This window comes from Pseudomonas sp. Van50 (genome assembly GCF_055390755.1).
Map to the genome: position 1 here is coordinate 3124078 of NZ_AP024343.1, position 25359 is coordinate 3149436.

General features: G+C 63.9%; 5 protein-coding genes. All 5 read right to left on the minus strand.

Annotation, left to right across the window (positions count from 1 at the left end):
- Positions 1–25: 25 nt before the first annotated feature.
- The gene (locus ACZ5M5_RS13700) at positions 26–850 is read right to left on the minus strand and encodes a helix-turn-helix transcriptional regulator (RefSeq protein ID WP_060742643.1); all 825 of its coding nucleotides are present in this window, start codon (positions 848–850) and stop codon (positions 26–28) included.
- Positions 851–1451: 601 nt separating this feature from the next.
- Positions 1452–2612: an FAD-dependent monooxygenase gene (locus ACZ5M5_RS13705; RefSeq protein ID WP_464739219.1), complete on the minus strand. Its 1161-nt coding sequence runs from the start codon at positions 2610–2612 to the stop codon at positions 1452–1454.
- Positions 2613–2698: 86 nt separating this feature from the next.
- Positions 2699–9997, minus strand: a complete 7299-nt coding sequence (locus ACZ5M5_RS13710; RefSeq protein WP_464739220.1) for an amino acid adenylation domain-containing protein — start codon at positions 9995–9997, stop codon at positions 2699–2701.
- Positions 9998–10104: 107 nt separating this feature from the next.
- Positions 10105–11370 (minus strand): glycosyltransferase, encoded by a 1266-nt coding sequence (locus ACZ5M5_RS13715; protein WP_158249666.1) that lies wholly within the window; start codon positions 11368–11370, stop codon positions 10105–10107.
- Positions 11371–11774: 404 nt separating this feature from the next.
- Positions 11775–25358 carry an amino acid adenylation domain-containing protein gene (locus ACZ5M5_RS13720; protein WP_464739221.1) on the minus strand — a complete coding sequence of 4528 codons (13584 nt, stop codon included), beginning with the start codon at positions 25356–25358 and terminating at the stop codon, positions 11775–11777.
- Between the last annotated feature and the right edge of the window lies 1 nt (position 25359).

A 25359-nucleotide genomic window follows, 5' to 3' on the forward strand; every position in this document is an offset into this window, starting at 1 on the left:
CTGGCGGGCCGTGCGCGGCGAGCCGTCATGATCCGATCATCCATTTCGCCAGCCCATGCCGCCCACTCACGCCCAGCTTGGCGGCGGCACGCTTGAGGTAGGTTTCGATGGAGCTGTTCTTGACCTGTAGCTTTTCCGCAATCTCCGGCACGGTACCCCCGGCCAGCAGGCCCAGGCAGACTTCTTTTTCCCGCACGGAAAGGGTGACGTCGCAGGGGCTCAATCGATCATTGAAATCCCGTTGCAACTGGGTCTGTTCGGCGGCATCGAGTGGATGGCCCGTAGCGCTGCCAGAGGCTTTGAAAGATTGGCGATTGAGGTGCGCATGACGCTCGGCCAGGGGCAACAGCGTTTCGGAAAGGTATTTCAGAAAGGACAGTTCCTGAAGGGAAAAGTCGCGCTGTACCTGAGGGCGTTGCAATGAGATCACACAGCGGCGGTTGGCCTTGCGTGAAATCAGAATGCACTGGTGGGAAGTGCCGAGGCAGTCATTGCCTCTTTCATCTTTCATTCGTGCGTTCAGATGGATCAGCAGGGCGTCATCCACTTCCAGCACTCTTTTCACTAAGGGGTGATCGTTGCGCTGTATCGCCGTGGTGGGGCAGGGGGACTGCATGTGCACGTTTTTTTCCGCACCCGCATACCCCAACAGCTGTACATCGAGGACGTTCGACTGGGTGTCGTCGGCTGTCCATTCACTCAATTCGAGTCGACTGACAGGCACCGTTGTTTCGATCATCTGGTGCACGTTGGTCAAGAAACTCTCGTGTCCGACACTTGAAATCAGCTTTCCTAGCTCTACGTAGAGGTGCGATTTTTCTGCACCCTCAATACACGCATGTCGATTCATAGTCCTTATTCCTGCTTACTCGAAAAAACTCCGCATCCGTGATGTTGACGGAAGAAAATCCGACCGCTTCCAAAATGCTTGAGCCTCTTCTGGAGTTGATACTTGGAGTCAATAACGTCTTGTGGACCTATTGACTTAAACGGTTTAGCCGGTAGGGCTATTAGGCGTTTCCATGTGGGAAAAGTCTGTAAGGGAAAACAGGGACATTCCGGGTCAGTCAGTGGGGTGTGGGTTCTTGGATACCTCCGGGCAAAAAACACGTTGGGTCACAGTTTTTTTCCTTTACGAGGATCGCCGCGGGGGACGGATTTCAGCGCGGTTTAATGAAAATATTCAGCTAAATCAAGTGGTTGTATTCTAGGTTCGATTCTCGAGAGGTTGCTTTTTTCATGATTGTCAACGTGGGAATTGTCTTGCAGTAGTGTCCCAATTCCGGAATCCCAGTATGGTGAAGAATTCTCGTTTATCGATTTTCCTCCCGGTGCATGTCGTTTTTTGTCTATATGGGAGTCGCTTTTTGTCATTGACGCTTTAGTGTCATCGGTAGCCGGTCGGGTTTCACGCCGTCCCGTCCAGTTCGCTCAGTGACCGTTTCGCCAAGTCATGCGCAGGGCTTGAACGAGAGGAGGTCGATGTTCTTTTTCCGCAAGCTGCTCTGTGGCGTCAGGCGCATGTACCATTCTCGCAGCCAGCAGGCGAGGGTCGATTCGCTTTGCTCGATACCGCTCATGAAGCGCGCGGCATTGACGATCCCGTTGGCCCGCGGGTGACGATGGGCCTGGTAGTGCAGTAGCGCGGTGCGCAGGTCCGGCGTTTGCGTCAGTCGATCGGCCAGTACCACGGCATCCTCGATCGCCTGTGCGGCACCTTGGCCCAGGCTGGGCAGCATGGGATGAGCCGCATCGCCCAAGAGCACCACGTGTCCATCGCAGAATTGCTCGACGGGATGGCGGTCCCGGGCATGCATTTTCAGTATGACGCTCTCAGGGGTGGCCTCGATGGCGGCCACGACTTCCGGCGCCCAGTCGGCGTAGGCTGCGAGCACTTCCTGCTTGCTGATGTTCAAGGCGGCATCCGCCGCGTTTTCGTGATTGCAGGTGCCCCACCAATACGCCTGGCCGTCCCCGACATCGCAGAGCCCGAAGCGCTTGCCGCGTCCCCAGTAATGCGCCACGTAGCCTTCGGTCATGACCGGATGGCTGAAGGGCACCACCGCCAGCCAGGCGACATAACCCGATGGGCGGGTTGGGGTTTCGCCGAGCATCTGCTGGCGAATCACCGAGTTCAGGCCATCGGCGCCAATCAACAGATCCGCTTCCTGGAGGCTGCCGTCTTCGAACCGCACCACCACACCATCGGGGCGAGGGTCATACCCCGTGCAGCGCAGCCCGGTCGTCAAGGTGTCGGGGGCGAGCTGCTGCGCCAACGCGCGCAGCAACAGCGGGCGCTGGATATTCACACTGGGATGACCCAACTGTTCGCCGATCTCGTGGATCGGCATGCGGGTGATGGCATCGCCCTGGTGTTTCTTGAAGAAGAAGTCGCGGATCACCTGGCCGGCCTGTTCCACCGGAACATGGGCGTCAATCGAGTGCAACGCCGCCATGGCATTGGCCATGACGGACAAGCCGGTGCCACCGGTGCGCAGTGTCTGGGCCGCTTCGAAGACCTTGACCTGCCAGCCCGCGCGCTGCAGCGCGATGGCGGCGGTCAGCCCGCCGATCCCGGCGCCGGCGACAATGGCTTTTTTGGGTGCTGTCATGCTGTTTTACCTGTATCGGGCCCGGAACGACCGGGCGATGGAGTCAAGCGGGGCCGTCAATCCGGCCCCGTGATCGGCGATCATGGTCAAGCCAGTGCGTTCATGGATTCGGCGTTCCTGGCCCGGGCCAGGTCCATCCGCGACCGGATGCATTGGCCCACTCGCTCGATGTGCGGCTCGCGCATCATGGTCAGATGGTCACCCTCCACGGCGACTCGCTGCACGTGGGGCGCAATCGAGCGCCAGCCGCGGTACGGGTCGCGGAAGGCGGTACCCACCAGTTCATGGGGAGCTTGCAGTACATCGGGCAGCTCGACGTCCGCGGCGAACAGCGTGATGGGCAGGTCCAGTGGCGGGAAGCGATAGTCCAGCAGCCCTTGCCAGTTGGCATGGAACACCCGGAACAACTGATCGAGTGTCACCAGGGTGATGGTCTCGTCGAAAAGGCCCAGGTCGATGCCGTGCTGCCGGATCGCCGCGAAGGCCTGCGGGTCGTCCTGGGAGGAGAAGTCCAGGGCGTGGTAGGCGTACTCCTTCTGGCCGTCGCCGCTGAGCAGTTCCCACATGAACCAGTTCATGAACTCGCTGCGTTCTATCCGCACCTCGCCCTGCCTGACACGCACGATGGTGTCCAGCAGGAACACGTTGTGCAGGCGCCGTCCGCGCCGCTGCAACTCGCTGGCCAGTTCATACGCCACGACGCCGCCATAGGACCAGCCGCCTATATTCAGGGGGCCTTCAGGGGCGACCCGCTCGATGGCGTCCGCATAGTTCACCGCCTGGGCCTGCACCGATTGCAGCGGTTCACGGCCATCCCATGTGCCTGGCGCTTGCAGGGCATACAGGTGGACCTGGTCCTTGAGCACCCGCGCCAGTGCCGCATAGCACAGCACGTGTCCGCCGATGGGGTGGACCAGGAACAACGTCGGCTTGCGCGTGGCATTCTTGAAGTCCACCAGCGCGCCGGCGCCGGGGTGTCCGGTTTCGGTCTGTTGCAGCACCTGGGCGAATTCGGCGATGGTCGGCGCCTGGATAAAGTCGGACAGCGAAGGTTCCAGGCCTTGATGTCTGGCGAGCATGGCCACCAGTCGCACCGCCTTGAGCGAATTGCCCCCCAGCTCGAAGAAGTTGTCGTGGACGCTGATGTTGTCCAGGTCCAAGGTTTCCTGCCAGTAGGCGTGCAGCAGATCCTCCATGGCATTGCGCGGGCCAATGAAGGACCGCTGCAAGGTGGTCTGGACTTCTATCTTTTGCAAGCGCTGCCGGTCGATCTTGCCCGTGGGCCCGAGCGGTAGCTGCGCGATCCTGACCAGCGTGTTCGGCACCATGTAGTCGGGCAGCGCCAGGCGCATTTCCGCCTTGAACTGGTCCAGGTCCGGCTCGCGCCCCGGCAGGGCCTGGACGAAGCCCACCAGATAACGGCTGCCATCGGTTGCCGTCTTGTCGATGACCGCCACCTGCTCGATGTCGGCCCTGAACCGGGCGGAGCCGAGCATGGCCACTTCGATCTCGCCGAGCTCGACGCGGTAACCGCGAATCTTGACTTGAGCGTCGCTGCGGCCCTGGTACACGAGATCGCCGCCAGGCAAGTAGAAGCCAATATCGCCGGTTTCATACAAGCGTCGTGTCTGGCCCTCGAGCTGGCGATAGATGAAGCGCTCGTCGGTCAGGTCGGGGCGATTCCAGTAGCCATTGGCGAGACAGGCCCCTTCGATGAACAGGTCGCCCGTCACGCCGACCGGGCAGGGGTTGCCGGCCGCGTCCAGGACATGCAGGCGTACCCCGTCGATGGGCCTGCCGATCGGCGGCATGCTTGGCCAGGTCGCCGTCGCGCCTTCAAGTCGCAGGCTCGTGACCACATGAGCCTCGGTCGGGCCATAGTGGTTCTCCACCCGGCAGTCGCCGAGGTGATCGATCAGGTCGCGGATTTCGGCAGTGATTTTCAACTGCTCGCCGGCGACGTTGATCTGACGCAGCGAGGAGGGGTAAATACCCAGTTGTGTGGCGACTTCGGCCAAGCCCTGGAACGCGACGTAGGGCAGGAACAGGCGATTCACCGCTTGCGTGCCAATAAACTTCAGCAAGCGGATGAAGTCATAGCGCAACCCTTCGTCAATCATCACCAGTTCATGACCGCTGGACAGGGTCGAGAAAATTTCCTGGAACGAAACGTCGAACGAAATGGGCGCGTATTGCAGCGTCTTCAGCGCTTGTGTCCCATGGCCGTCCTGCGCCTGCTGGCGGTTCTGCCAGAGGATCATATTGGTCAAGGCCTGGTGCGGCATGGCCACGCCCTTGGGGCGGCCGGTCGAGCCCGAGGTGTAGAGCAAGTAGGCGTTGTCTTCAGCCATGATGCCAGCGGCAATGGCGGCTACCCGTTGGTGACTGCCGGCCAGATCGTCGTCGAAGCCAGCGACCACGCTGTCCCAGTGGCGCGTATCGGCCTGGCCTGCCAGGGCCATCGCCAGGTTCGCAGAGGCATCGGCGAACAGCACCAGGCGTGGCTGCGAGTCTTCGAGAATCAGCTGGATACGCTCCTGCGGATAGCTCAGGTCGATCGGAACGTAGGCGGCGCCGGCCTGTACGACACCGAGCAAGGCGACGATCAGGTCGGGCGAGCGGGGCATCATGATCGCGACCCGATCCCCCTGGCCGATACCGTGGCGGTGCAGCCAGCTCACCAGTTGGGCGCAAGTATCGTGCAGTTGGCGGTAGGAAAGACGGGCCTGGCCAAAGCTCACGGCGGTCTGCTCGCCATGGCGCGCGAAACTGTCCAGTAACACGCTCGACAGGTTGTCGTGGGGCAAGGCCCTGGCGGCCTCCGGTGTGGTTCGGGCGACGGGCGGCAGCCAGGCCGGAATGGCCGGCTTGGCCTCAGGTGCGGCGATCATCAGTTCCAGCGTGCGCAGCAGGTAATCGGCATAGGCTTCGGCCTGGCTCGTGGCGACACGCGCGGTGCGGTAGTCCATCTTCAACATCAGCGAACCGTTGGCGGGGTGACGGCCGAGGGTGGTCAGCAAGTCGTAGTTGCTCGCTTCCGTGGTTTCCCAGTCGGTGAGGATCTCTTCGCCTTGGGCCAGCAGGTCCTTGAGCACGTAGAAATCGACGTAATTGAACACCACGTTCAAGGCGACATCGGTCTCGCGATGAATCAATGCGAACGGATAGCGCCGATGGGCGAATACCTGTTGTTCCTGGGCAATTGTTGCCCGGATCAGCTCCAACCAGCTCTGGCCCTGGCTGCTGAAGCGTACCGGCAGGGTATTGAGGAACAGACCCAGGACCGAGGCGGCATCTTCGAACGCCGGTCGGCCATGGCTGATCACGCCGCACAGCACGTCCTTTTGATTGGACATGATCGCCTGGGCGAAACCGTGGGCCGTCAGCAGGACCGCGCGCAGGGGCAGGTCATGGGCCTGGCAGAAGGCTTCGAGCCGGGCCAGGTCCGCGGCGGGCAGTTCACGGTAGGCCGAGCGGTGCGGCGTCGGGTCCGGTGCCACTCCATGGATCCAGCTGGTCATGGCCGCGGCGGGCGCCTCGTGCAGGTATTCGCGCCAGAACCGGCGGTGGGTCTGCGTCGCCATGGCTTGTTGCTCCAGGGCCACGAAGTCGGCTGGCGTGGTGGTCAGGGCCGGCAGGGCGTCGGTGCCAGGTGCCGAGGTGTAGAGCGTGATCAGGTCGCGCATCAAGGTGGCGACGCTCCAGCCGTCGAGGATCGCATGGTGGAAGCTGAAGACCAGGTCGATTTCAGTCTCCGCGACGAACACGCAGAACTGATACAACGGCGCCCGATGCCAGTCTTCGCGGTAACGCTTGCGTTCCTCCACGTAGGCGGCAATGGCCTGGGCCCGGGTGTCGGGGCTCATTGAGCAGACATCGATGATTTGCACCGGGGACTCGACGTTCGAGTGAACCCGGGCCATGGGCACCTCGGCGTGCCCGATATCGAACGACATGCGCAAGGCCGGATGACGCCGGATCAATGCGGCACAGGCCCGCTCCCATGCCGGCGCATCCCACTGCAGGCGCAAGCGGTAGCGGAAGATGTCGTGATAGATCGCCGAGTCCGGGTGCATCATCGAGTGATAAATCATCCCGACTTGCAGTTGCGAAGCGGCAAACACGTCATCGAACACACCTTCGCTGGCCAGGCGGATCGCCGCCGGAACCTGGGCGAAAGGCTCTACGTGGGCCAAGGGTTCGAACTCGGTGGCCGGGGTTTGCCCGGACTCCAGGGCCTCGGCCAACTGGGCGATGGTGGGGTACTGGTAGACCTGCGCCAGGGTCAGTGCAATCCCCTGTTCACGGGCATGGATCTGCAAGTGGATGACTTTCAGGGAGTCGCCACCGAGCATGAAGTAGTTGTCATGGATGCCCGGCGTCGAGCGCTTGAGGTTGTCCCGCCACAGCTCGGCGAGGGCCTGTTCCAACGCCGTGCGTGGGGCTGTCGTATCGCTACCCAGGTTGGCTGTCGGCTCGGGCAGGGCCTTGCGATCCAGCTTGCCGTTGACATTCAACGGGAACTGATCGAGCTCGACCAGGTGCCTGGGCACCATGTAGTCAGGCACCTGCTGGCGCAAGGTTTCCTGCAGCGCTTGCGGGGATGGCGAGCAGCCGGGCTCGCTCACCCAATAGGCGTTGAGGTACGCATCACCGGCTTCCTGGCGGGCGATCACGACCACGTCCTTGACACCTTCACAGGCGAGCAGGTGGGCTTCGATCTCGCCCAGCTCGATGCGCAGGCCGCGGATTTTCACCTGGAAATCGTTGCGTCCCAGGTATTCGAGGCTGCCATCGGGCAGCCAACGCCCGAGGTCGCCGGTCTTGTACAGCCGCGCCTGGGGCTCGCTGCCCAAGGGGTCGTGGATAAACCGTTCGGCCGTCAATTCGGGACGGTTCAGGTAACCCCGCGCGACCCCGATGCCACCGATGTGCAGCTCACCGGCCACACCCGGTGGCAGCAGTTGCAGGTTCGCGTCGAGGACATGCATGTGGATATTCGCGATCGGTCGACCGATCGGTACGATGCCGTCGTGCGCATCGGGCCGGCAATGCCAGGCCGTCACGTCGACGGCCGCTTCGGTGGGGCCGTAAAGGTTGTGCAACTGCACCGTTGGCAAACATTCGAAAAAACGCTTCTGCAAGGCATGGGGCAAGGCCTCGCCGCTGCACAAGACCTGCTGGAGCGCGGGCAGGCGCTGTGGCTCCACCTGGTCGAGAAAGACCTGCAACATCGATGGGACGAAATGCAGCAGCGTGATGCCGGCGCTCGCCATGATGTCCATCAGGTAGCGCGGGTCCTTGTGCCCGTCGGGGGCGGCGACGATCAGTTGCGCGCCACTGAGTAACGGCAGGAAAAATTCCCAGACCGACACATCAAAACTGAACGGCGTCTTTTGCAGGATCCGGCTGTGTTCATCGACCCCATAGGCATCGCGCGCCCAGAGCAAGCGATTGACGACCCCGTCATGCTGGTTCATCACGCCCTTGGGCAAGCCGGTGGAACCGGAGGTGTAGATCACGTAGGCCAGGTCTCGCGGCGTCAGCCCGAGCGCGGCGGGGTCCGGGTTGTGCGTCGGTTTTCGAGACAGCGCTTCAGAGCCGGCATCCAGGCACAGCACGGGCATCGTCACGGCGGGCAGGTTCGCCAATAACCCCTGGGTGGTGATCAGGGCACTGGGGGCGCTGTCGCTGAGCATATGGCTCAAGCGGTCGGCCGGATAACCCGGGTCCAGCGGCACGTAGGCGGCACCCGCTTTGAGAATGCCCAACAGGCCGACCACCATCTCCAGGCTGCGGTCCAGGCAGATGGCAACGCGATCGTCGCGGCCAAGCCCGGTTTCCAGCAGGGCATGGGCCAGGCGGTTGGCCTGACGGTTCAGCGCGTCGTAAGTCAGCGCCTGGTCTGCGAAGCGCACCGCGATGGCGTCGGGGCGAGCGGCGACCTGGGCTTCGATCAATTGATGGAGCAGCATATCCCTGGGGTAGTCGACGCCGGTGCGATTCCAGTCCCGCAGCAGTTGGCGCTCGGAGGGCGCCAACGGGTCGAGGGCCGCAACCGACACGTCGAAATCAGCGGCCACGCACGCCAGGATGTTCATGAAGCGCTGTTGCAAGGCCTCGATCTGCGGCGCATCGAAATAGGCCTCGTTGTAGATGAAGTGCATCCACACATCGTCTTGCGGCGCGGACTCACGAACGTGCATCGCCAGTGGCATTTGTTCGTAGCCATTGCTGAGCTTGACCGGCTGTGCCGGCGCAGGCCCGTACCAGGTGTCCTGGTCCTGTTCGTAGGACACCACCACGTCGAACAACTGCCGCCGACCCAGGTTCTGCAAGCCGAGTTCGCGGTTCAATTCGCTCAGCGGGAAGCGCTGGTAGCGATAATCCTGCTTGAGCGTCAGGGCAATCTTGCCGACCAGGTCGCTGAAACTCAGGTCGGTGCCCAGGCTCAGGCGTACCGGGCTCATGCCGACGAACAAGCCCATCGTGGCCTTGTGTGCGGCATTGGCGCGGTTGAGGATGGGCAGGCCGATGACGATTTCATCCCGTTGCTCGGTGCGCGCAAAGTAGCTGTACAGCACCCCGAGCATGACGTGGAAGACCGTCGCCTGGCCCGCGGCCTTCGCGTTTTCGCCAAGACGGTTGTAAAGCGCCCGGGGCAAGCGCCAGGCATGGTTCTGGCTGGGCGCCAGGCGTTGGTCGAGTCGACCCAGGTGACGGGGCGCGAGCAGGGGCTCGGGCAGTGTGCGGTACTTCTCCAGCCAGTACTGGCGTTGGCGCTGGAACGAAGCCGAGTCTTTGCTGGCGACTTGCTGCTCGACATACGCTTGATAGGTCGGTGCTGTCGCCGCGTTTTGCGCCTGGTCATGCAGGGCGGTATAGGCCTGGCTGAGTGTTCGGCCAATCATGGCGAAGGACCAGCCATCGATGATCAGGTGATGGCAATTGACGAAGCAGTAGTGGAGGTCTTCCCGGACCTTGACCAGGTCCGCGCGCACCAGCAGCCCATCGTCAAAGGAAAACGGGGTTTGCAGCTTGGCCTGCAGCAAGGCCAATGCGCTGGCTTCCGGATCGGCATGGCCCGACACGTCGTGCACCGCCAGCGGGGCGTCGACCGGCCCCAGGAAGCGTTGGCGCGGCAGCGGGTGCTCGCTGGAGCCGGGCACCAGCTGGATCCGCAGGGCATCGTGGCCGTTGACGATCTGGTTGAAGGCCGCCTGCAGCAGCGTGGCGTCGACCGTGCCGTTGATGCGGGCATAGCCGCCGATGTTGTACAACGGACTGTCAGCGTGCAGCACCTGGTCCAGCCAGATGTCCAGTTGCGGGGTGGTGAGGGGATAAAGCACGCACTCTGCGCTCGATGCGGGCAGGGTCTGGGTCATGGTGTTCTCCGTGGGCCGATCCGCTGGCCCGATGAAACGAATGAAAAGAGTGATGCCTTCTGGCCGGGCCAATGGCAGCGCTGTGTCAGTCGCCAATCAATCCGTGATTACGCAACGCGATACGTCGCGGCTCTGTGGGCGATGGCCTCGATTTGCAGCGCTGCCGCTTCGCGGGCGCTGTCACCACTGGCCATCGCCTTGCTGTAGTGGTCACAACTGGCGCGCACGTCAGCGCTGTTCAGCACCGTGTCCAGGGCCGAGGCCAGCGACTCGGCGGAGGCCGGCGTGAATACCTGCAAGCCGCAGCCCAGGCGTTGCATTCGCGCGGCGTTGTCGAAATGGTCGTGGGCAAATGGGGTGACGATCTGTGGCACCCCGGCGGCGATTGCCAGGGCCGTGGTCCCGACGCCTCCGTGATGCACCAGGGCCGAGGTATGGGGCAGGATGCGGCTCATGGGAACGTAAGGCCTGACCAGGATCCTGCCGTCGCTGGACAACGACGGGTCGACCGGCTGGCTGGTCAGGAACACGCCGCGGCGGTCGATCAACTTCAGTGCTTTCGCCGCAGCGGCGAAATACTGTTCGGCATTGACCGTCGTCGAACCCGGGGTGAACACCACCGGTGGGGCTGCATTCAAAAAGTCCTCCAGCTCGGCGTCTGGCGCCTCGAAGCCGGATTCATCGAATAACGGGAACCCGGTCAGTACCGTCTGGGCAGGCCAGTCCTGTTGGATCGGGGCGAACCAGTCCGGAAACAGCCCCAATACCCGGTCGGGCGAGGAGATCCACTGACTGATGATGCGTTTGACCGCAGGCAAGCCCAATTCACGGCGAAAACCGTTGAGCTCAGGCTTCATGAGCCGATCGAGGAAGGTGTGCTCGATGACCCCCAGCAGCAGGCGTCGCAAGGGATACGGTACGAAGGCCGGCAGGTTCGTTCCAGGTGGATGGACGGGGCGCGCGAGGGGCGACCAGATGGCGAAGGGGGTGACCTGGCCAGTGACCAGTGGAATGCCGTGTCTTTCCTGTAGCAGCCGCGCGGAAAATGCCCACAACGAGCCCAGCAGGACGGTGTCGTCGTCACACGCTTGTTCCAGCAGCCGATACTGTTCACGCAACGTGCCACCGACGGTTTTCCATAGGGTGGGCAGTGACGTGCGCGGATGCCACAACGCCGGGTCAGCCATGACTGCTTGATATTCCTCGCGGGTACCCAAGGGCAGGAACTTGAAGCCACAGCGCTCGATCACCGGAGCGAATGCCGCGCTGGCGCAAAAGGTTATCCGATGCCCGCGTGCGGCGAGGGTGCGGCCGATCCCGATAAATGGGTGAACGTCACCGGCTGAGCCGATGGCCGTAATGATCACATGCATAAGGCTCCCTTTTTAGAGTGATCGTGCGGTGGGTAACAGTCCTGATCGGCGGGCGACCGGACATCGCCTGTGGACTCCATCCACAAAAAACGATTCAGCTCGAGGGGGTATTTAAGCGGTTGCAGGTAGGAAACGTCTGTAGCGGAAAACGGGGACATTCCGGCCCGCGGATCAGGGATGAAACCTGTGGGGCTTGCTCGCGAAGCGGTGGGGCAGCGTGTGCCGATGTCGGCTGTGCCGCCGTCATCGCGAGCAAGCTCGCTCCCACAAGGGGGCCTGTGGTGAATGCAAGCTTCATGAACACCTTGGATCCCCTGTGGGAGCGAGCTTGCTCGCGATGACGATGGATCAGCCTCCACACCTCGGGCTGCCCAGCGAATCGCTCGCGGGACAGCCCGGGGCTGTCATGACACCGTGGCGGTTTTCAAGGCCTGGGAAATCGCCTCGCCCAGCCGGGCCACATGGGGCGCCTTGACCAGTGTGTTGTGGGTGCCGGGCAGGGCCGTCACGTTCACCTGATCCTGCAGCAACGCACGCCAGCCCAGGGTCGGGTCGCTGCGTTGCTGATCTTTCGCGGTGAACAACGACACCGTGAGCGGGCTGGCCGGACTGACGTAGCTGCCGATAGCCAGCCGCGTGGCATAGGCAACGCCCAAGTGCGTGCGCAGCAGGGCAGCGTCGATGTCATCGGGCAACTCCTCCGGTAGCAGGCGATGGGTCATGCACAGTGTCAGCATCGCCTCGATGGCAGAGTCTTCCGCCAGCGCCGTCAGTTGCCGGAGCAGATCAGGGTCGATCCCCTCGGGTAGCCAGGCCATCAGGAACTGCGCTTCACTGATCGATGGCTCGGGCAGCGGATCCGGACGGGTCGACGTATCGATGATGCCGAGGAACTCTATGGCCTCACCGCCGGCCTGCAGTTGACGGGCCATTTCATAGGCGATCAGGCCACCGGCCGACCAACCGGCGATCCGGTACGGACCTTGCGGCTGGACCTGGCGGATGGCCGTCAGGTAACGCGTTGCAATGGCCGGCACATCGGAGAGCGGGGCCTCGCCCGCCACCAAGCCACTGGCGGCCAAGCCATAGACCGGTATCTGGGGATCGAGCGTTGGCGCCAGGTCCCGCGCATATTGCACTTCACCGCCCAGGGGATGGACCAGATACAGCGGTCGCTGGGAGCCGGTGCGGCGGATCGGCACCAGATTGCGCTGGACGCCGGGCCGGGACTGGCCATCCAGGGTCCTGGCGAAACCGGCAATGGTCGGCTCGACGAACAGGTCCCGCACGGCGATCGGTTTACCGAGGACTTTGCGCAGGCGAGAGGCCATTTGCACCGCCATCAGCGAAATACCACCGAGGCTGAAGAAGTCGTCGTGGCGGCTGATCCGTTCCTGTTTGAACAGGTCCTGCCAGAGAGCCGCGATGGCGATCTCGGTATCCCCTTGAGGCGCTTCATAAGGCAACGGCACGGGACCGTCTTCAGCGATGACGGGCTGGACGACGGCAGTGGCCGAGCGCTCCAGCGGCGGCGTGTCCTGCAACAACTGGCCGATGGATTGCTGTGCGTCGGTCACCAGGTTTTCCAGGACCTTGGCAAACAATCCGGCGATGTTCTGCACGGTGTGCAGGTCGAACAGGTCGTTGGCGTATTGCAGGCTGCCAGCGATGCGTTCGCCATTGTCGATCAGGGACAGCGACAGGTCGAACTGCGTGGTGTTGTGGGGGCTTGCCAGGGTTTGCACCTCAAGCCCGGGCAACTGCAACGGTGCCGGTGGCGTGTTGTCCAGGCTCAGCATCACCTGGAACAACGGGCTGTGACTCATGCTGCGAGTCGGTTGCAGGGCGCTCACCACCTGTTCGAAGGGCAGGTCCTGGTGATTGTAGGCGGCCAGGGTCAGGTCCTTGATTTTCCCCAGCAGCTCGTCGATGCGGGTATCACGCTCGGTGGCGACTCTCAATGCCAGGGTGTTGGCGAAGAAACCGATCAACGCTTCCAGCTCCGGACGCTGACGGTTGGCCACCGGCGTGCCGACCACTACATCTGCCTGGCCGCTCAGATGGCTCATCAACACTGACCAGCCCGCCAGCAGCACCATGAACAACGTGGTGCCCCGGGCCTGGCTGAATGCACGCAGATCGGCGCTGAGGGTGGGCGAAAAGCTGCACTCGATGATGCCACCGGTATACCGCTGTATCGCCGGGCGCGGACGATCCAGCGGCAGGTTCAGCAGCACGGGCGCACCTTCCAGGTGTTGCCGCCAGAAGTCGATCTGGGTTTGCAGCGCCGGGCCTTCAAGGGATTGTCGTTGCCAGGCGGCGTAGTCCACGTATTGCAGCGCCAGGGGCGGCAACGGGTCTTTCTGGCCTTGAGTGAAGGCGTTGTAGAGCACGCTGACCTCGCGAGCCAGGACGCTGTTGGACCAGCCATCGGAAACGATGTGATGCAAGGTGATGAACAGCACATGTTCGTCATCGGTCACTTGCACCAGGTGGCCGCGCATCAGTGGCCCGCTGTGCAAGTCGAACAACTGCGTGGCGTTGATCTGGCCGAGATGCTCGAGCGTGGCCTGGCGTTCAGCGGGGGCCATTGCACGCAGGTCCTGCTGCTCCAGGCGGAAACCGTAGTCGGCCGGGGCGATTTTTTGCAATGGCTCGTCGTCAACCAATTCGAATCGCGTGCGCAAGGTTTCGTGGCGCGCCACCAGGCGGTCGAGGGTCGCTTGCAGCGCAGCCTTGTCCAACACCCCCTTCAGGCTCAGGGCCAGGGGCAGGTGATAGGCCGCACCGGCCGCGTGGTCCAGATGATCGAGGAACCACAACCGCTGTTGCGAAAAGGACAACGGCAGTCGTCCCGCGCGATTGGCCAAGGGAATCGACACGGCCTCGGTGGGCGACGCCCCGTGCACCAGGGCGGCGAGGCCACGCACGGTCGGCGCGTCGAACAGTTCGCGCAAGGTCACCCGTGCACCCAGCTTGCGTCGCAGCCGCGAGAGCAACTGCACGGCGAGCAGCGAATGGCCGCCCAGCTCGAGGAAGCCGTCGTGACGGCCAACCTGATCCAGGTGCAGCAATCCTTTCCAGATCTCGGCAATGGCGATTTCAGTGTCGCCCTGGGGCGCCTCATAGGTTTTGCTCGCCAGGGATTCCTGGCCGGGCGCCGGCAGGGCGCGACGGTCGAGCTTGCCGTTGGCGTTCAGGGGCAGGGCATCGAGGTGTACGAACGCGCTGGGCACCATGTATTCGGGCAGGCCGCTCAACAACGCGCTGCGCAGTTGCTCGGCCGGGACCGGGTCGCCGCAGACATAGGCGACCAGGCGCTTGCTGTCCGAGTCGCCCGGGCTGTCTTCCCGCGCAATGACCACGGCCTCGCGGATACCTGGATAGGCCACCAGGACATTCTCAATCTCGCCCAACTCGATACGGAATCCACGGATCTTCACCTGGAAGTCATTGCGCCCCAGGTATTCCAGCGTACCGTCGGCCAGCCAGCGGCCGAGGTCGCCGGTCTTGTACAGGCGTGCGTCCGGTTCGCTGCTGAACGGATCGGTGATAAAACGCTCGGTGCTCAGCTCCGGCCGGTTCAGGTAACCCCGGGCCACCCCAGCGCCGCCAATATGAATCTCGCCAGCTACGCCCAACGGCGCCGGTTGGCCGTGGGTGTCAAGCACGTGCACCTGGACGTTGGCAATCGGCCGACCAATGCTCGGGCGTTCGCCCAGGTCACGGATCAGGTCGATGGTGGCGTCCACCGTGCATTCGGTCGGGCCGTACATGTTGTAGAAGTGGATGCTCGGGCAGTCGCGCAACTTCGTCCAGGTCGCGGCGTTGATGGCCTCGCCACCGAGCAGCACGCTCACCGGCTGGTAGCTGCTGCGTTCCAGCAGGCCGGCGGCGAGCAGGGTGTCGAGTTGCGATGGCGTGGAATCGAAGGCGTGCACCTGGTGCTGTTCGAGGAAGTCCAGCAGTTCATGGCCGCTGGCGCGGATCAGTTGCGGGATGATCACCAGCCGATGGCCGGAGAACAGCTGGGAGATGCCCTTGATCGACATGTCGAAGAAGAACCCGGCATTCAGGGCCACGGTGGCTGGGCTTGGGCAATGCTGATGGGTGGTGCGGGTGAGCACTTGCCAGAAGTTGAACACCGAACGGTGCTCGACCATCACGCCCTTGGACTGGCCGGTGGAGCCGGAGGTGTAGATCACATAGGCCAGGTGCTCGGGCGTCAGGCCGGGCACTTGCGGGTTGGCATCAAAAGCCGCGTCATTCGCCGATCGCAGCGAATCGCTCGTGTCGAGCAACAACCGCGGCAGCTCGCCGGACGGCAGGGTAAGGGCCGCTTGGGTCAATAGCGCCCGAGGCTGGCTGTCTTGCAGCATGAAGGCCATGCGCTCGGCGGGATGGGCCGGGTCAATCGGCACGTAGGCAGCGCCGGCCTTGAGCACGCCGAGCAGGCCGACGATCATGTCCAGGCTGCGTTCGGCACAGATCGCCACGCGCTGATCGGGTTCGACGCCCAGTTCGAGCAACTGCCGAGCCAGGTGGTTGGCGCGACGGTTGAGCTGGCGGTAGGTCAGTTGTTGGTTTTCGCAGACCAGGGCCACGGCGTCGGGGCTGGCCTGGACCTGGGCTTCGAACAGGTGATGGATCGGTTGCGCCGTGCCGAAATCCGTGGCGGTGTGGTTGAAGTCCGCCAGCAGCAATTGCCGCTCGGTGTCGGGGAGCACGTCCAGATCGCTGGCGAGGCGCTCGGGGGCTTGTTCAAGGGCTTCGACCAGCGCGGCCACGGCCTGGGCGAGGTAGGCGGCGATGCGTTGCGGGTCGATGCCGGTGATGGATTGGGCGGTCAGGGAGAAGCCGCTGCCCACATTCGCCACGGCAATTTCAATGGGGTAGTTGGTACGGGTTTCGGAGGCGATGAAATGCATGCCTTCGTGGCTGCCCATGTCGGCGACGTTTTCCCCGGACGCGTTTACCAGGTCGCCATGGCGGCAGTTGAGGATCACGGTGAACAGTGGCAGCGACGTATCCACGGCACTGCAACGCTGGGCCAGGGCCAGGGACGCCTGTTCGTGGGTCAGTAGCTCACTGAGCTGCTGGTAGGCGTCGCGGACAATGTCGCTGACGGTGTTCTGCTGCAAGCGAATGCGCATCGGCAAGGTGTTGATGAACATCCCCAGTGCATGGTCGGCCCCGGCGGTACCTTGGGAACGCCCCGACAACACCGTGCCGAAAATCCCGTCGTCGCGCCCGCTGGTGGCCGCGACGACCAGGCCCCAGGCCGCATGGAACAGCACCGAGGTCGGGACCCCTTGAGTGCGTGCGGTTCGATACACCTGGGCACTGAGATCGTCGCTCAAGTGTTTCACCGCACGCTTGATCCCCGCACCGTTGCCTCGTACATCGAGCACACCATAAGGCGCGGTGGTGGCATCCACATCGGCCAGCAAGTGACGGAAGTAGGTTTCGTGGTCGGCCTGGGGCACGCTGGCGGCCCGGGCGATGAAGTTACGGTACGGCTGGGACGGCGGCAGGCTCTCGGCCTGGCCGGCCATCACGGCCTGGATCTCCAGCATGATCAGGCGCAAGGTCACGTTATCGCTGATCAGGTGATGGTCGAGCAATGCCAGCAGCCATTGTGCCCGGGGTTCGTCGTAGATGACGTACGCTGCGATCAACGGGGCCCGTTGCAGGTCCAGTCGCAGATGATGCGTGTCCGTATGGTCCCGGAGCATCTGCAAGGCGTCTTCGCCGGGCAAGCAGTCCAAGGTCATGACGGGCAGTTGCGCCTGGCGATGAACGACCTGCACCGGCTGCGACAAGCCGTGCCAGCGCAACGCGGTACGCAGGATGTCGTGGCGGTCGATCACCACCTGTACGGCGGCCAGGAAGTCGTCGAGCACCTGGCGGCGATCGAACGTCACCACGGTACGCATCAGGTAGGCGTCGCCTTCGGCCTGCAACAAGTGGTGGAACAGAATGCCTTCCTGCAACGATGACAGGGGGTAGATGTCTTGCACATTGCCGGCGCCACCGGGGACGTCGGCGACGATTTGCTCGATTTCCTGTTGGCTCAGGGTCACCAGCGGCAACATCTGTGGGACGATCGCCGTGCAATCGGCGGGGATCAGGTTCGCGGGGACCTCCTGTTGGGTGGTGCCGCCACCGGCGAGGACGGCCGCCATGGCTTTGAGTGTCGGCGCAGAGAAGACCGTGCGCACATCCAGTTGCAGACCCGCCTGACGCAGGTGCTCGATCAGGCTGATGACCAGGAACGAGTGGCCGCCGAGTTCGAAAAAGTGATCCTGGCGGCCCACTCGTTCAACCCCGAGCAACGTCTGCCAGGCGCTGGCCAGCGTCACTTCGATCTCCCCCAGCGGTGCTTCGTAGTGCTGGTTCGCGGTGGCAGACAAGTCCGGTGTCGGCAGGGCTGCGCGGTCGAGCTTACCGTTGGTGGTCAGCGGCCAGGCCTCCAGGGTCACGAAAGCACTGGGCACCATATGTTCGGCCAGTACGCTGGCCAGCTGGCTGCGCAAGGCCGAGGAGTCCGGGGCGGTCCCTTCATGGGCGATCAGGTAGGCCACCAGGCGTTTGTCGCCGGGACGGTCTTCACGCACGATCACCAGCGCCTCGCGGACATCGGCGCAATCGAGCAGTTGCGCTTCGATTTCCCCCAGCTCGATACGGAAGCCGCGGATCTTGATCTGCGAGTCGTTGCGGCCCACGTAGACCACGCCGCCATCGGCGCGGTAGCGGGCGATGTCGCCGGTGCGATACAACCTTGCGCCAGGCTCCACGGCGAACGGATCGCCGATGAACCGCTCGGCATTCAGCACGTCGCGATTGAGGTAATGCCGGGCCACACCGGCACCGCCGATGTAGATCTCGCCATTGACCCCCACCGGCACCGGTTGCCGGTACTCGTCGAGAATACGCAGGCACAGGTCCGGCAGTGGCGGGCCGATCAGGCTTGGCGCGCCGGTGTCGATTTCCACCTGGCTGATCGGGTAGTAAGTGGCGTGCACGGTGATTTCGGTGATCCCGTACATGTTGACCAGACGGGTACGGGCCAACGTAGTGCGTGCGGTCCAGGGGCGCAGGCTGCGGAAGTCCAGAGCCTCGCCGCCGAAGATCACTTCGCGCAGGGTATGTTCCTGGTCGCTGCGCTCGCGGGCCTCGATGAACTGGCGGAAGGCGCTCGGCGTCTGGTTCAGGATCGTGACGCGCTGCTGGCAGACCAGGGCATAGAAATCATCGGGGGAACGGGCCACGTCGCTCGGGACGATCACCAACTTGCCGCCGTAACTCAATGCGCCCCAGATTTCCCAGACCGAGAAGTCAAAGGCAAAGGAGTGGAACAGCGTCCACACGTCGTTTTGGTCGAAGTCGAACAACCCGGCGGTGGCATCGAACAGCCGTGCGACATTGCCGTGCTCCACCAGCACGCCCTTGGGCAGCCCGGTGGACCCCGAGGTGTAGATGACGTAGGCCAGGTGCCGCGGCGTCAGGCCCAGCGCCCTGGCTTCAAGGTTGTGGTCCAGGGACACGTCTGTCAGGTCGTCTGTGGCGACGTAATCCTTGAGGTGCACCACCGGCACGGCATGCTCGGGCAGCACGGCGAGGCAGTCAGGCTGGGCCAGCAAGGCCACCGGGGTGCTGTCGTCGAGCAGGTAGCCGAGGCGTTCGCTGGGGTAGGCCGGATCCAGTGGCACGTAGGCGGCACCGGCCTTGAGCACGGCCAGCACCGCGCAGACCATTTCCACCCCGCGGCGGGCCAGGATCGCTACCCGGTCATCGGGCCGTACGCCTTGGGCGAGCAGTTCACGGGCGATGCGGTTGGCGCGGCGGTTGAGTGCCTGATAGCTCAGTTCGCGTTCGCCCAGGACCAGGGCGGTGGCGTGGGGCTGGGCGGCGGCGACCTGTTCGAAGCGTTGATGAATCAGCAGTTGCGCCGCGAACACGGCTTTGGGCGGCAGCGTCGCCGGTGAGGCCTGGCGCTGTGCCGGGGTGAGCAGCGGCAGGGCGAGCACCGGCTGTGCGGGGTCCTCGATCATGGCCTCAAGCAGGGTCTGGAAGTGCTGGGCGAAGCGTTCCACGGTGCGATGGTCGAACAGGTCGCTGGCGTATTCGATCACGCCGCCCAGCGTGCCACCGTCATCGTCCAGTGTCAGCATCAGGTCGAACTGCGAGGTTTCATGGGCCTGGGCCACGGGGACCAGGGTCAGGCCGGGCAGGCTCAGTTCAACGCCGCCAGGGGTATTGTTGAGCGACAGGGCGACCTGGCACAGCGGGTTGTGGCTCAGGGAGCGCGGTGGTTGCAAGGCTTCGATGACTTGCTCGAAAGGAATGTCCTGATGTTCGTGGGCCGCCAGGGTGGTTTGTTTGATCTGCTCCAGCAACTGCGCCACGCTCGGGTTTTGCCCAAGGTCTACCCGCAAGGCCAGGGTGTTGACGAAGAAGCCGATCAGGTTTTCGGTTTCGGTGCGGCCACGGTTGGCCGTCGGTACGCCGATCACGACGTCTGGTTCGTTGCCCAGGCGTGCCATGAGGACCGACCAGGCACTGAGCAACGCCATGAACAGGGTGACGTTGTGTGCCTGGCAAAAACGTTCCAGGCGTTCGCGCAACGGCGCAGCGATGTTCACCCTGACGTCGCCACCCCGGTAGCTTTGTACCGCCGGGCGCGGGCGATCGGTGGGCAAGGACAACAGCGCCGGCGCGCCGCCAAGCTGCTCACGCCAGAAGTCGGCCTGGTGGCTCAGGCGCTCGCTGTCGAGAACCTGGCGCTGCCAGGCGGCGTAATCGGCATATTGAACCGACAGCGCGGGCAGCGGATCGGCCTGGTGTTGACTGAAGGCCCGATAAAGAGTGGCGAATTCCTTGACCAGGACACCCACCGACCAACCGTCGGAGATGATGTGATGCTGGGTGATGAGCAGAATGTGTTCGTCGTCGGCCAGGCGCAGCAGCCGCCCACGAATCAGCGGTCCCTGGCGCAGATCGAACGGCGCCGCGGCCTCGCTGTCGGCCATGCGAGAGGCGCTGATGCTGGCCTGCTCATAAGGCAGGCTGCGCAAATCCTGCTCGGCCAAGGCAAAGCCGCAGTCTGCCGGGGCAATGATCTGCACCGGTTGTTCGCCATGACGATCGAAGGTGGTCCGCAGGCTTTCGTGACGCGCCACCAAGCGGTCGAGGACAGCCTTGAGCACGGCGTGGTCGAGATCGCCGCGCAGCAGCAAGGACGCGGGCATGTGGTAAGCGGTGCTGGCGTTTGCATCGAGTTGGTCGAGAAACCACAGGCGTTGCTGGGCAAACGACAGCGCCAACGGTGCGGTGCGGTCGGCGATGCCGATGGTCTCGGTGCTGACGGTTTGCAGGTTGCCGACGACCCGCGCCAGTTCCTCCACGGTGGGATGACTGAACAGTTCGCGCAGCATCAGTTCGCCGCCCAACTGTTGCCGCACTCGGGAAACCAGTTGCGCGGCCAGCAGCGAGTGCCCGCCCAATTCAAAGAAGCTGTCACTGCGGCCCACGCGTTCCAGACCCAGCAATTCCTGGAAAATCTGCGCCAGGGCCACTTCGACGGCACCTTCGGGCGCGGCATAACCGCGCTCGGACATGGCGTCCAGGTCCGGTGCCGGCAGTGCGTCCTGGTCCAGCTTGCCGTTGGCGGTGAGCGGGTAGGCCTGCAGACTGACAAAGGCACTCGGAATCATGTAGTCGGGCAGGGTCGCCCCCAACTGCTTGCGCAATGCCGCCACTTGCAGCACCGCGCCCGTCTCAGGGATCAGGTAGGCGATCAGGCGCTTGCCCTGGCTCGCGTCTTCGCGGGCCAACACCCGCGCTTCACGCACGCCGTTACAGGCCAGCAGCTTGGCTTCGATCTCCCCCAGTTCGATGCGGAAACCGCGAATCTTCACTTGGGCGTCGATCCGGCCCAGGTGAACGATTTCACCATTGTCCAGCAGCTTGCCCAGGTCTCCTGAGCGATACAGTCGTTCGCCAGGTCGGAACGGGTCGGTAATGAAACGTTCGGCGCTCAAGGCCGGACGGTTCAGGTAGCCGCGCCCCACACCCAGCCCGCCGACGCAGATTTCACCGGCCACACCCACCGGCAGCAGCCGTTGACGGGCGTCGAGCACGTAGGCCACGGTGGTCGGAATCGGCCGCCCGACATTGGAGACGCCGGCGGCGATGTCCGCCGCACCAATGGCCTTGTAGGTCACGTGCACGCAGGTTTCGGTGATGCCGTACATGTTCACCAGCGCCACATGCCCGAAGGCACGGTGGAAGGCGTCGAGCTTGCCCAGTTCCAGGCTTTCCCCGCCGAAAATCACATAGCGCAAATGTTCCAGGCCCACCTGCGGCGTCGCCAGGGCTGCGGCGCTCAGTTGCAGGAACGCCGACGGTGTCTGGTTCAGCACCGTCACCTGTTCGCTTTCAAGGAAACCCAGCAGTTCCACCGGATCGCGGCGCAGGGCCTCGGGCACCAGGCTCAGGCGCGCACCGTAGAGCAGGGCGCCGAAGATTTCCCAGACCGAGAAATCGAAGGCATTGGAGTGGAACAGCGACCAGACATCGTCGGCGCTGAACTGGAAGTCCAGTCGATTGTTGTGCAGCAGGCGCACGACGTTGCGGTGTTCGAGCAACGCACCCTTGGGTTCCCCGGTGGAGCCCGAGGTGTAGATCACGTAGCAGAGGTGGTCCGCGGCACTGAAGTTGGGCAGGTTGGCGGCGCTGACGCTGCTGTCCGTGGCGGCATCGAATACTTCGATGCCGAGGGCCTGCAGCGCCGGATTCATGTCCTGGCGGGCGATGGCCTTGCGGGCGCCACTGTCGCGCAGCACATAGGCGATGCGCTCCTGGGGCGAACTCGGATCGATGGGCACATAGGCACCGCCGGCCTTGAGCACCGCCAGGGTGGCGACGATCATCTGTACCGAGCGATCCAGGGCGATGGCCACCAGTTCCTGGGGCTGCACGCCGGCCGCTCGCAGGCGGTGGGCGAGGCGGTTGGCCTGTTCGTTGAGCTGTCGATAGCTCAGGCGCTCCAGGCCCAGATTGACCGCGATGCGGTCCGGGTAATGACGCACCTGTTCTTCGAAGAGCTGATGCAGGGTCAGGGTCTCGGGCCAGGCTGCTTCGCTGTCGTTGAAGTCGAGGATCTGTCGCTGGCGTTCGGCGGCATCCAGCAGGGGGACGTCGTCGACCCGCTGCTGCGAATCCTCGACAAAAGCTTCCAGCAGGCGCACGTAGTGGCGCATCAGCTGCTGGATAAATTCGGCGTCGAAGAATTCCGCGTTGTACGCCAGGTGTCCGGCCCAGTGTGATTCATCGGCCGTGATCAGCAGGTGCAGGTCGTTCTTGCCATAACCCAGGTTGGTTTCCAGCGTATTGACCGCCAGGCCCGCCACCAGCGTGTCGTGGTCGGTGGTGCGCTGGAAATTGAAGAGCACGTCGAACAGCGCGGTGCGGCTCATGTCCTTGGCCGGGTTGAGGGCCAGCACCAATTGGTCGAACTGCATGTGCCGGTGGCGCAGGCCCTCGGTCAGGTTGTTGGCGGTCTGCTCCCAAAGCTGTTGCAAAGTGGTGTCGCTGTCGCACAGGCCACGCATGACCAGCAGATTATCCAGCGGCCCGACGACATCCCGCAGGGCCGGTTCACGGCAGGCAGCCGTGGTGCCGATCACCAGTTCATCGTGGCCGGCGTAGCGGCGCAACAGCGCGGTGAATGCGCTCAGGGCCAGGCTGTCGCTGCTTACGCCGACTTCCCGGGCCAATGCTTCGAGGCGCCGCGCCAGCGCCGGTTCGAGGGTGAAACCGTGGGTGGCTTCGGCAAACACATGCACCGCCGCCCGGGGTCGATTCAGGGGCAGCTCCAGGGCTTGCAGTTTGCCGCGCAGTTGATAGGCCCAATAGGCCCGCAGGTTTTCCAGCGCGGTGGCCGGCAGGTTGCGTTGCCAGGCGGCAAAGTCGCCATAGCCCAGCGGCAATGCCGGCAGGTCGGCGCTGCGGTCGGCGCAGGCGGCTTCGTAGAGGGCCAGCAGGTCGCGCTTGAGCAACTGCATGGCGCTGCGGTCGGCCAGCAGATGGTGCACGGTGATGGCCAGGATCCCATGCTGATCGCTTGCCCGTACCAGGCTGGCCCGTACCAGGCTGCCGCCGTCCATGTGCAACGGGCGACGGGTCGCGGCCAGGGCCTGGCCCGGCAAGTCGTCGGGGTTGCCCTGGATCAGTTCGAGCGTCAGGCTGGCCGGGCCGTCGAAGTGTTGCCAGGCCCGGCTACCGTCGCTCAATACCCGGCAGCGCAGAATGTCGTGGCGGGCCAGCAAGCCGTCGAGGGCGGTTTGCAGGGCCGGTTGATTGATCTCACCGGTCAACTCCAGCAGCAACGCAATGTTGTGATAGACCGGATTGGCGTCGTACAGGTAGCCGGTTTCGAAGGTATCGACGAACCACAGCCGCTCCTGGTGATAGGACAGCGGGGTCTGTCCTGGCCCGGAGACTTGTGCGGTGACCTCGGGCAAGGCTTGGGGCGGGTCCAGTTCCAGGGCTCCGATACGGGTGTCGGGGGCGTCGGTAAAGCAGTGCAACAGGCGCTCGAAGCGCGCGGCGAGGCGTTCGATGGTGGCGGCGTCGAACAGCGCGGTGGAATACGACAGGCTGCAGGACAGGCTCGGGCCGCCTTCGTCGATGTGCAGGGACAGGTCGTGCTGGGTGTTGTCCTTGCGCGAGGGCAGGAACTCCAGGTTCAGCCCCGGCAACTGCAACTGGCCCCCGGCACCTGCGGCATTGGTGTAGAGCATGGTCTGGAACACGGGGCTGTAGCTGGCGCTGCGCGCAGGCTTGAGGGCCTCGACCACCAGTTCGAATGGGGTGTCCTGCTGGGTGGAGGATTCCAGCATCAATTGCTTGACCTGCTGCAGTACCTGGTCAAGGGTCGGGTTGGCTTCCAGGCGCACGCGCAGGGCCAGGGTGTTGACGAAGAACCCGATCAGCGCCTGTACGTCGTGGCGGTCGCGGTTGGCGGCGACGGTGCCGATCACCAGGTCCTGTTGACCGCTGATGCGGGCCAGCAAGACCGCCCAGGCAGCCATCAAGGTCATGAACGGCGTCGCGGCGCGGGACTGGGCGAACTGGACGATGGCGGCGGACAACGACGCCGGCAGGTCGAAGCCCAGGGTTTCGCCGCGGTAGCTCTGGACCGCCGGACGCGCCCGGTCGGTCGGCAATGAAAGCAGCGCCGGGGCGCCGGCCAGGTGGGCGCGCCAGAATTCCACTTGTCGCTCCAGGCGCTCGCCTTCCAGGTGCTGGCGCTGCCAGGCTGCGTAGTCGGCGTACTGCCGGGTCAGCGGCGGCAGCGGGTCGGGCTGCCCCGCGCTGAATGCCTGATACAAGCTCGCGAATTCCTTGACCAGGATGCCAATGGACCAGCCGTCGGAGATGATGTGGTGCTGGGTGATCAGCAGCCGGTGTTCATCGTCCGCCAGGCGGAGCAGGGTGCCGCGGATCAGCGGCCCGTGCAGCAGGTCGAACGGCGCCGCGGCGGCGTTTTCGCTCAGGTGTGCGGCCTCGGTTGCGGCCTGCTCCCGGGGCAGGTGTCGCAGGTCATGGGTCACGAGGCTGAAGCCGCAATCGGCCGGGGCGATGACTTGTACCGGCTGTTCGCCCTCGCGGCGGAAAGTGGTGCGCAGGCTTTCATGCCGTGCCACCAGGCGATCGAGGGCTGCCGTGAGGGCCGCCTGGTCGAGGGCACCTTGCAGCAACAACGAGGCGGGTATGTGGTAGGCGGCGCTGGCGGTCGGGTCCAACTGGTCGAGAAACCACAGCCGCTGCTGGGCGAACGACAGTGCCAGCGGTGCGGCGCGGTCGACGCAGGGCATGTCGTCGGCAACGGTTTCGATGACACGCGTCGCGCCACGTTGCTTGAGCAGTCGCAGCAGGGCGGCACGTTTCAACTGGTCGAGACTATCGTTATGTTCGTTCAAT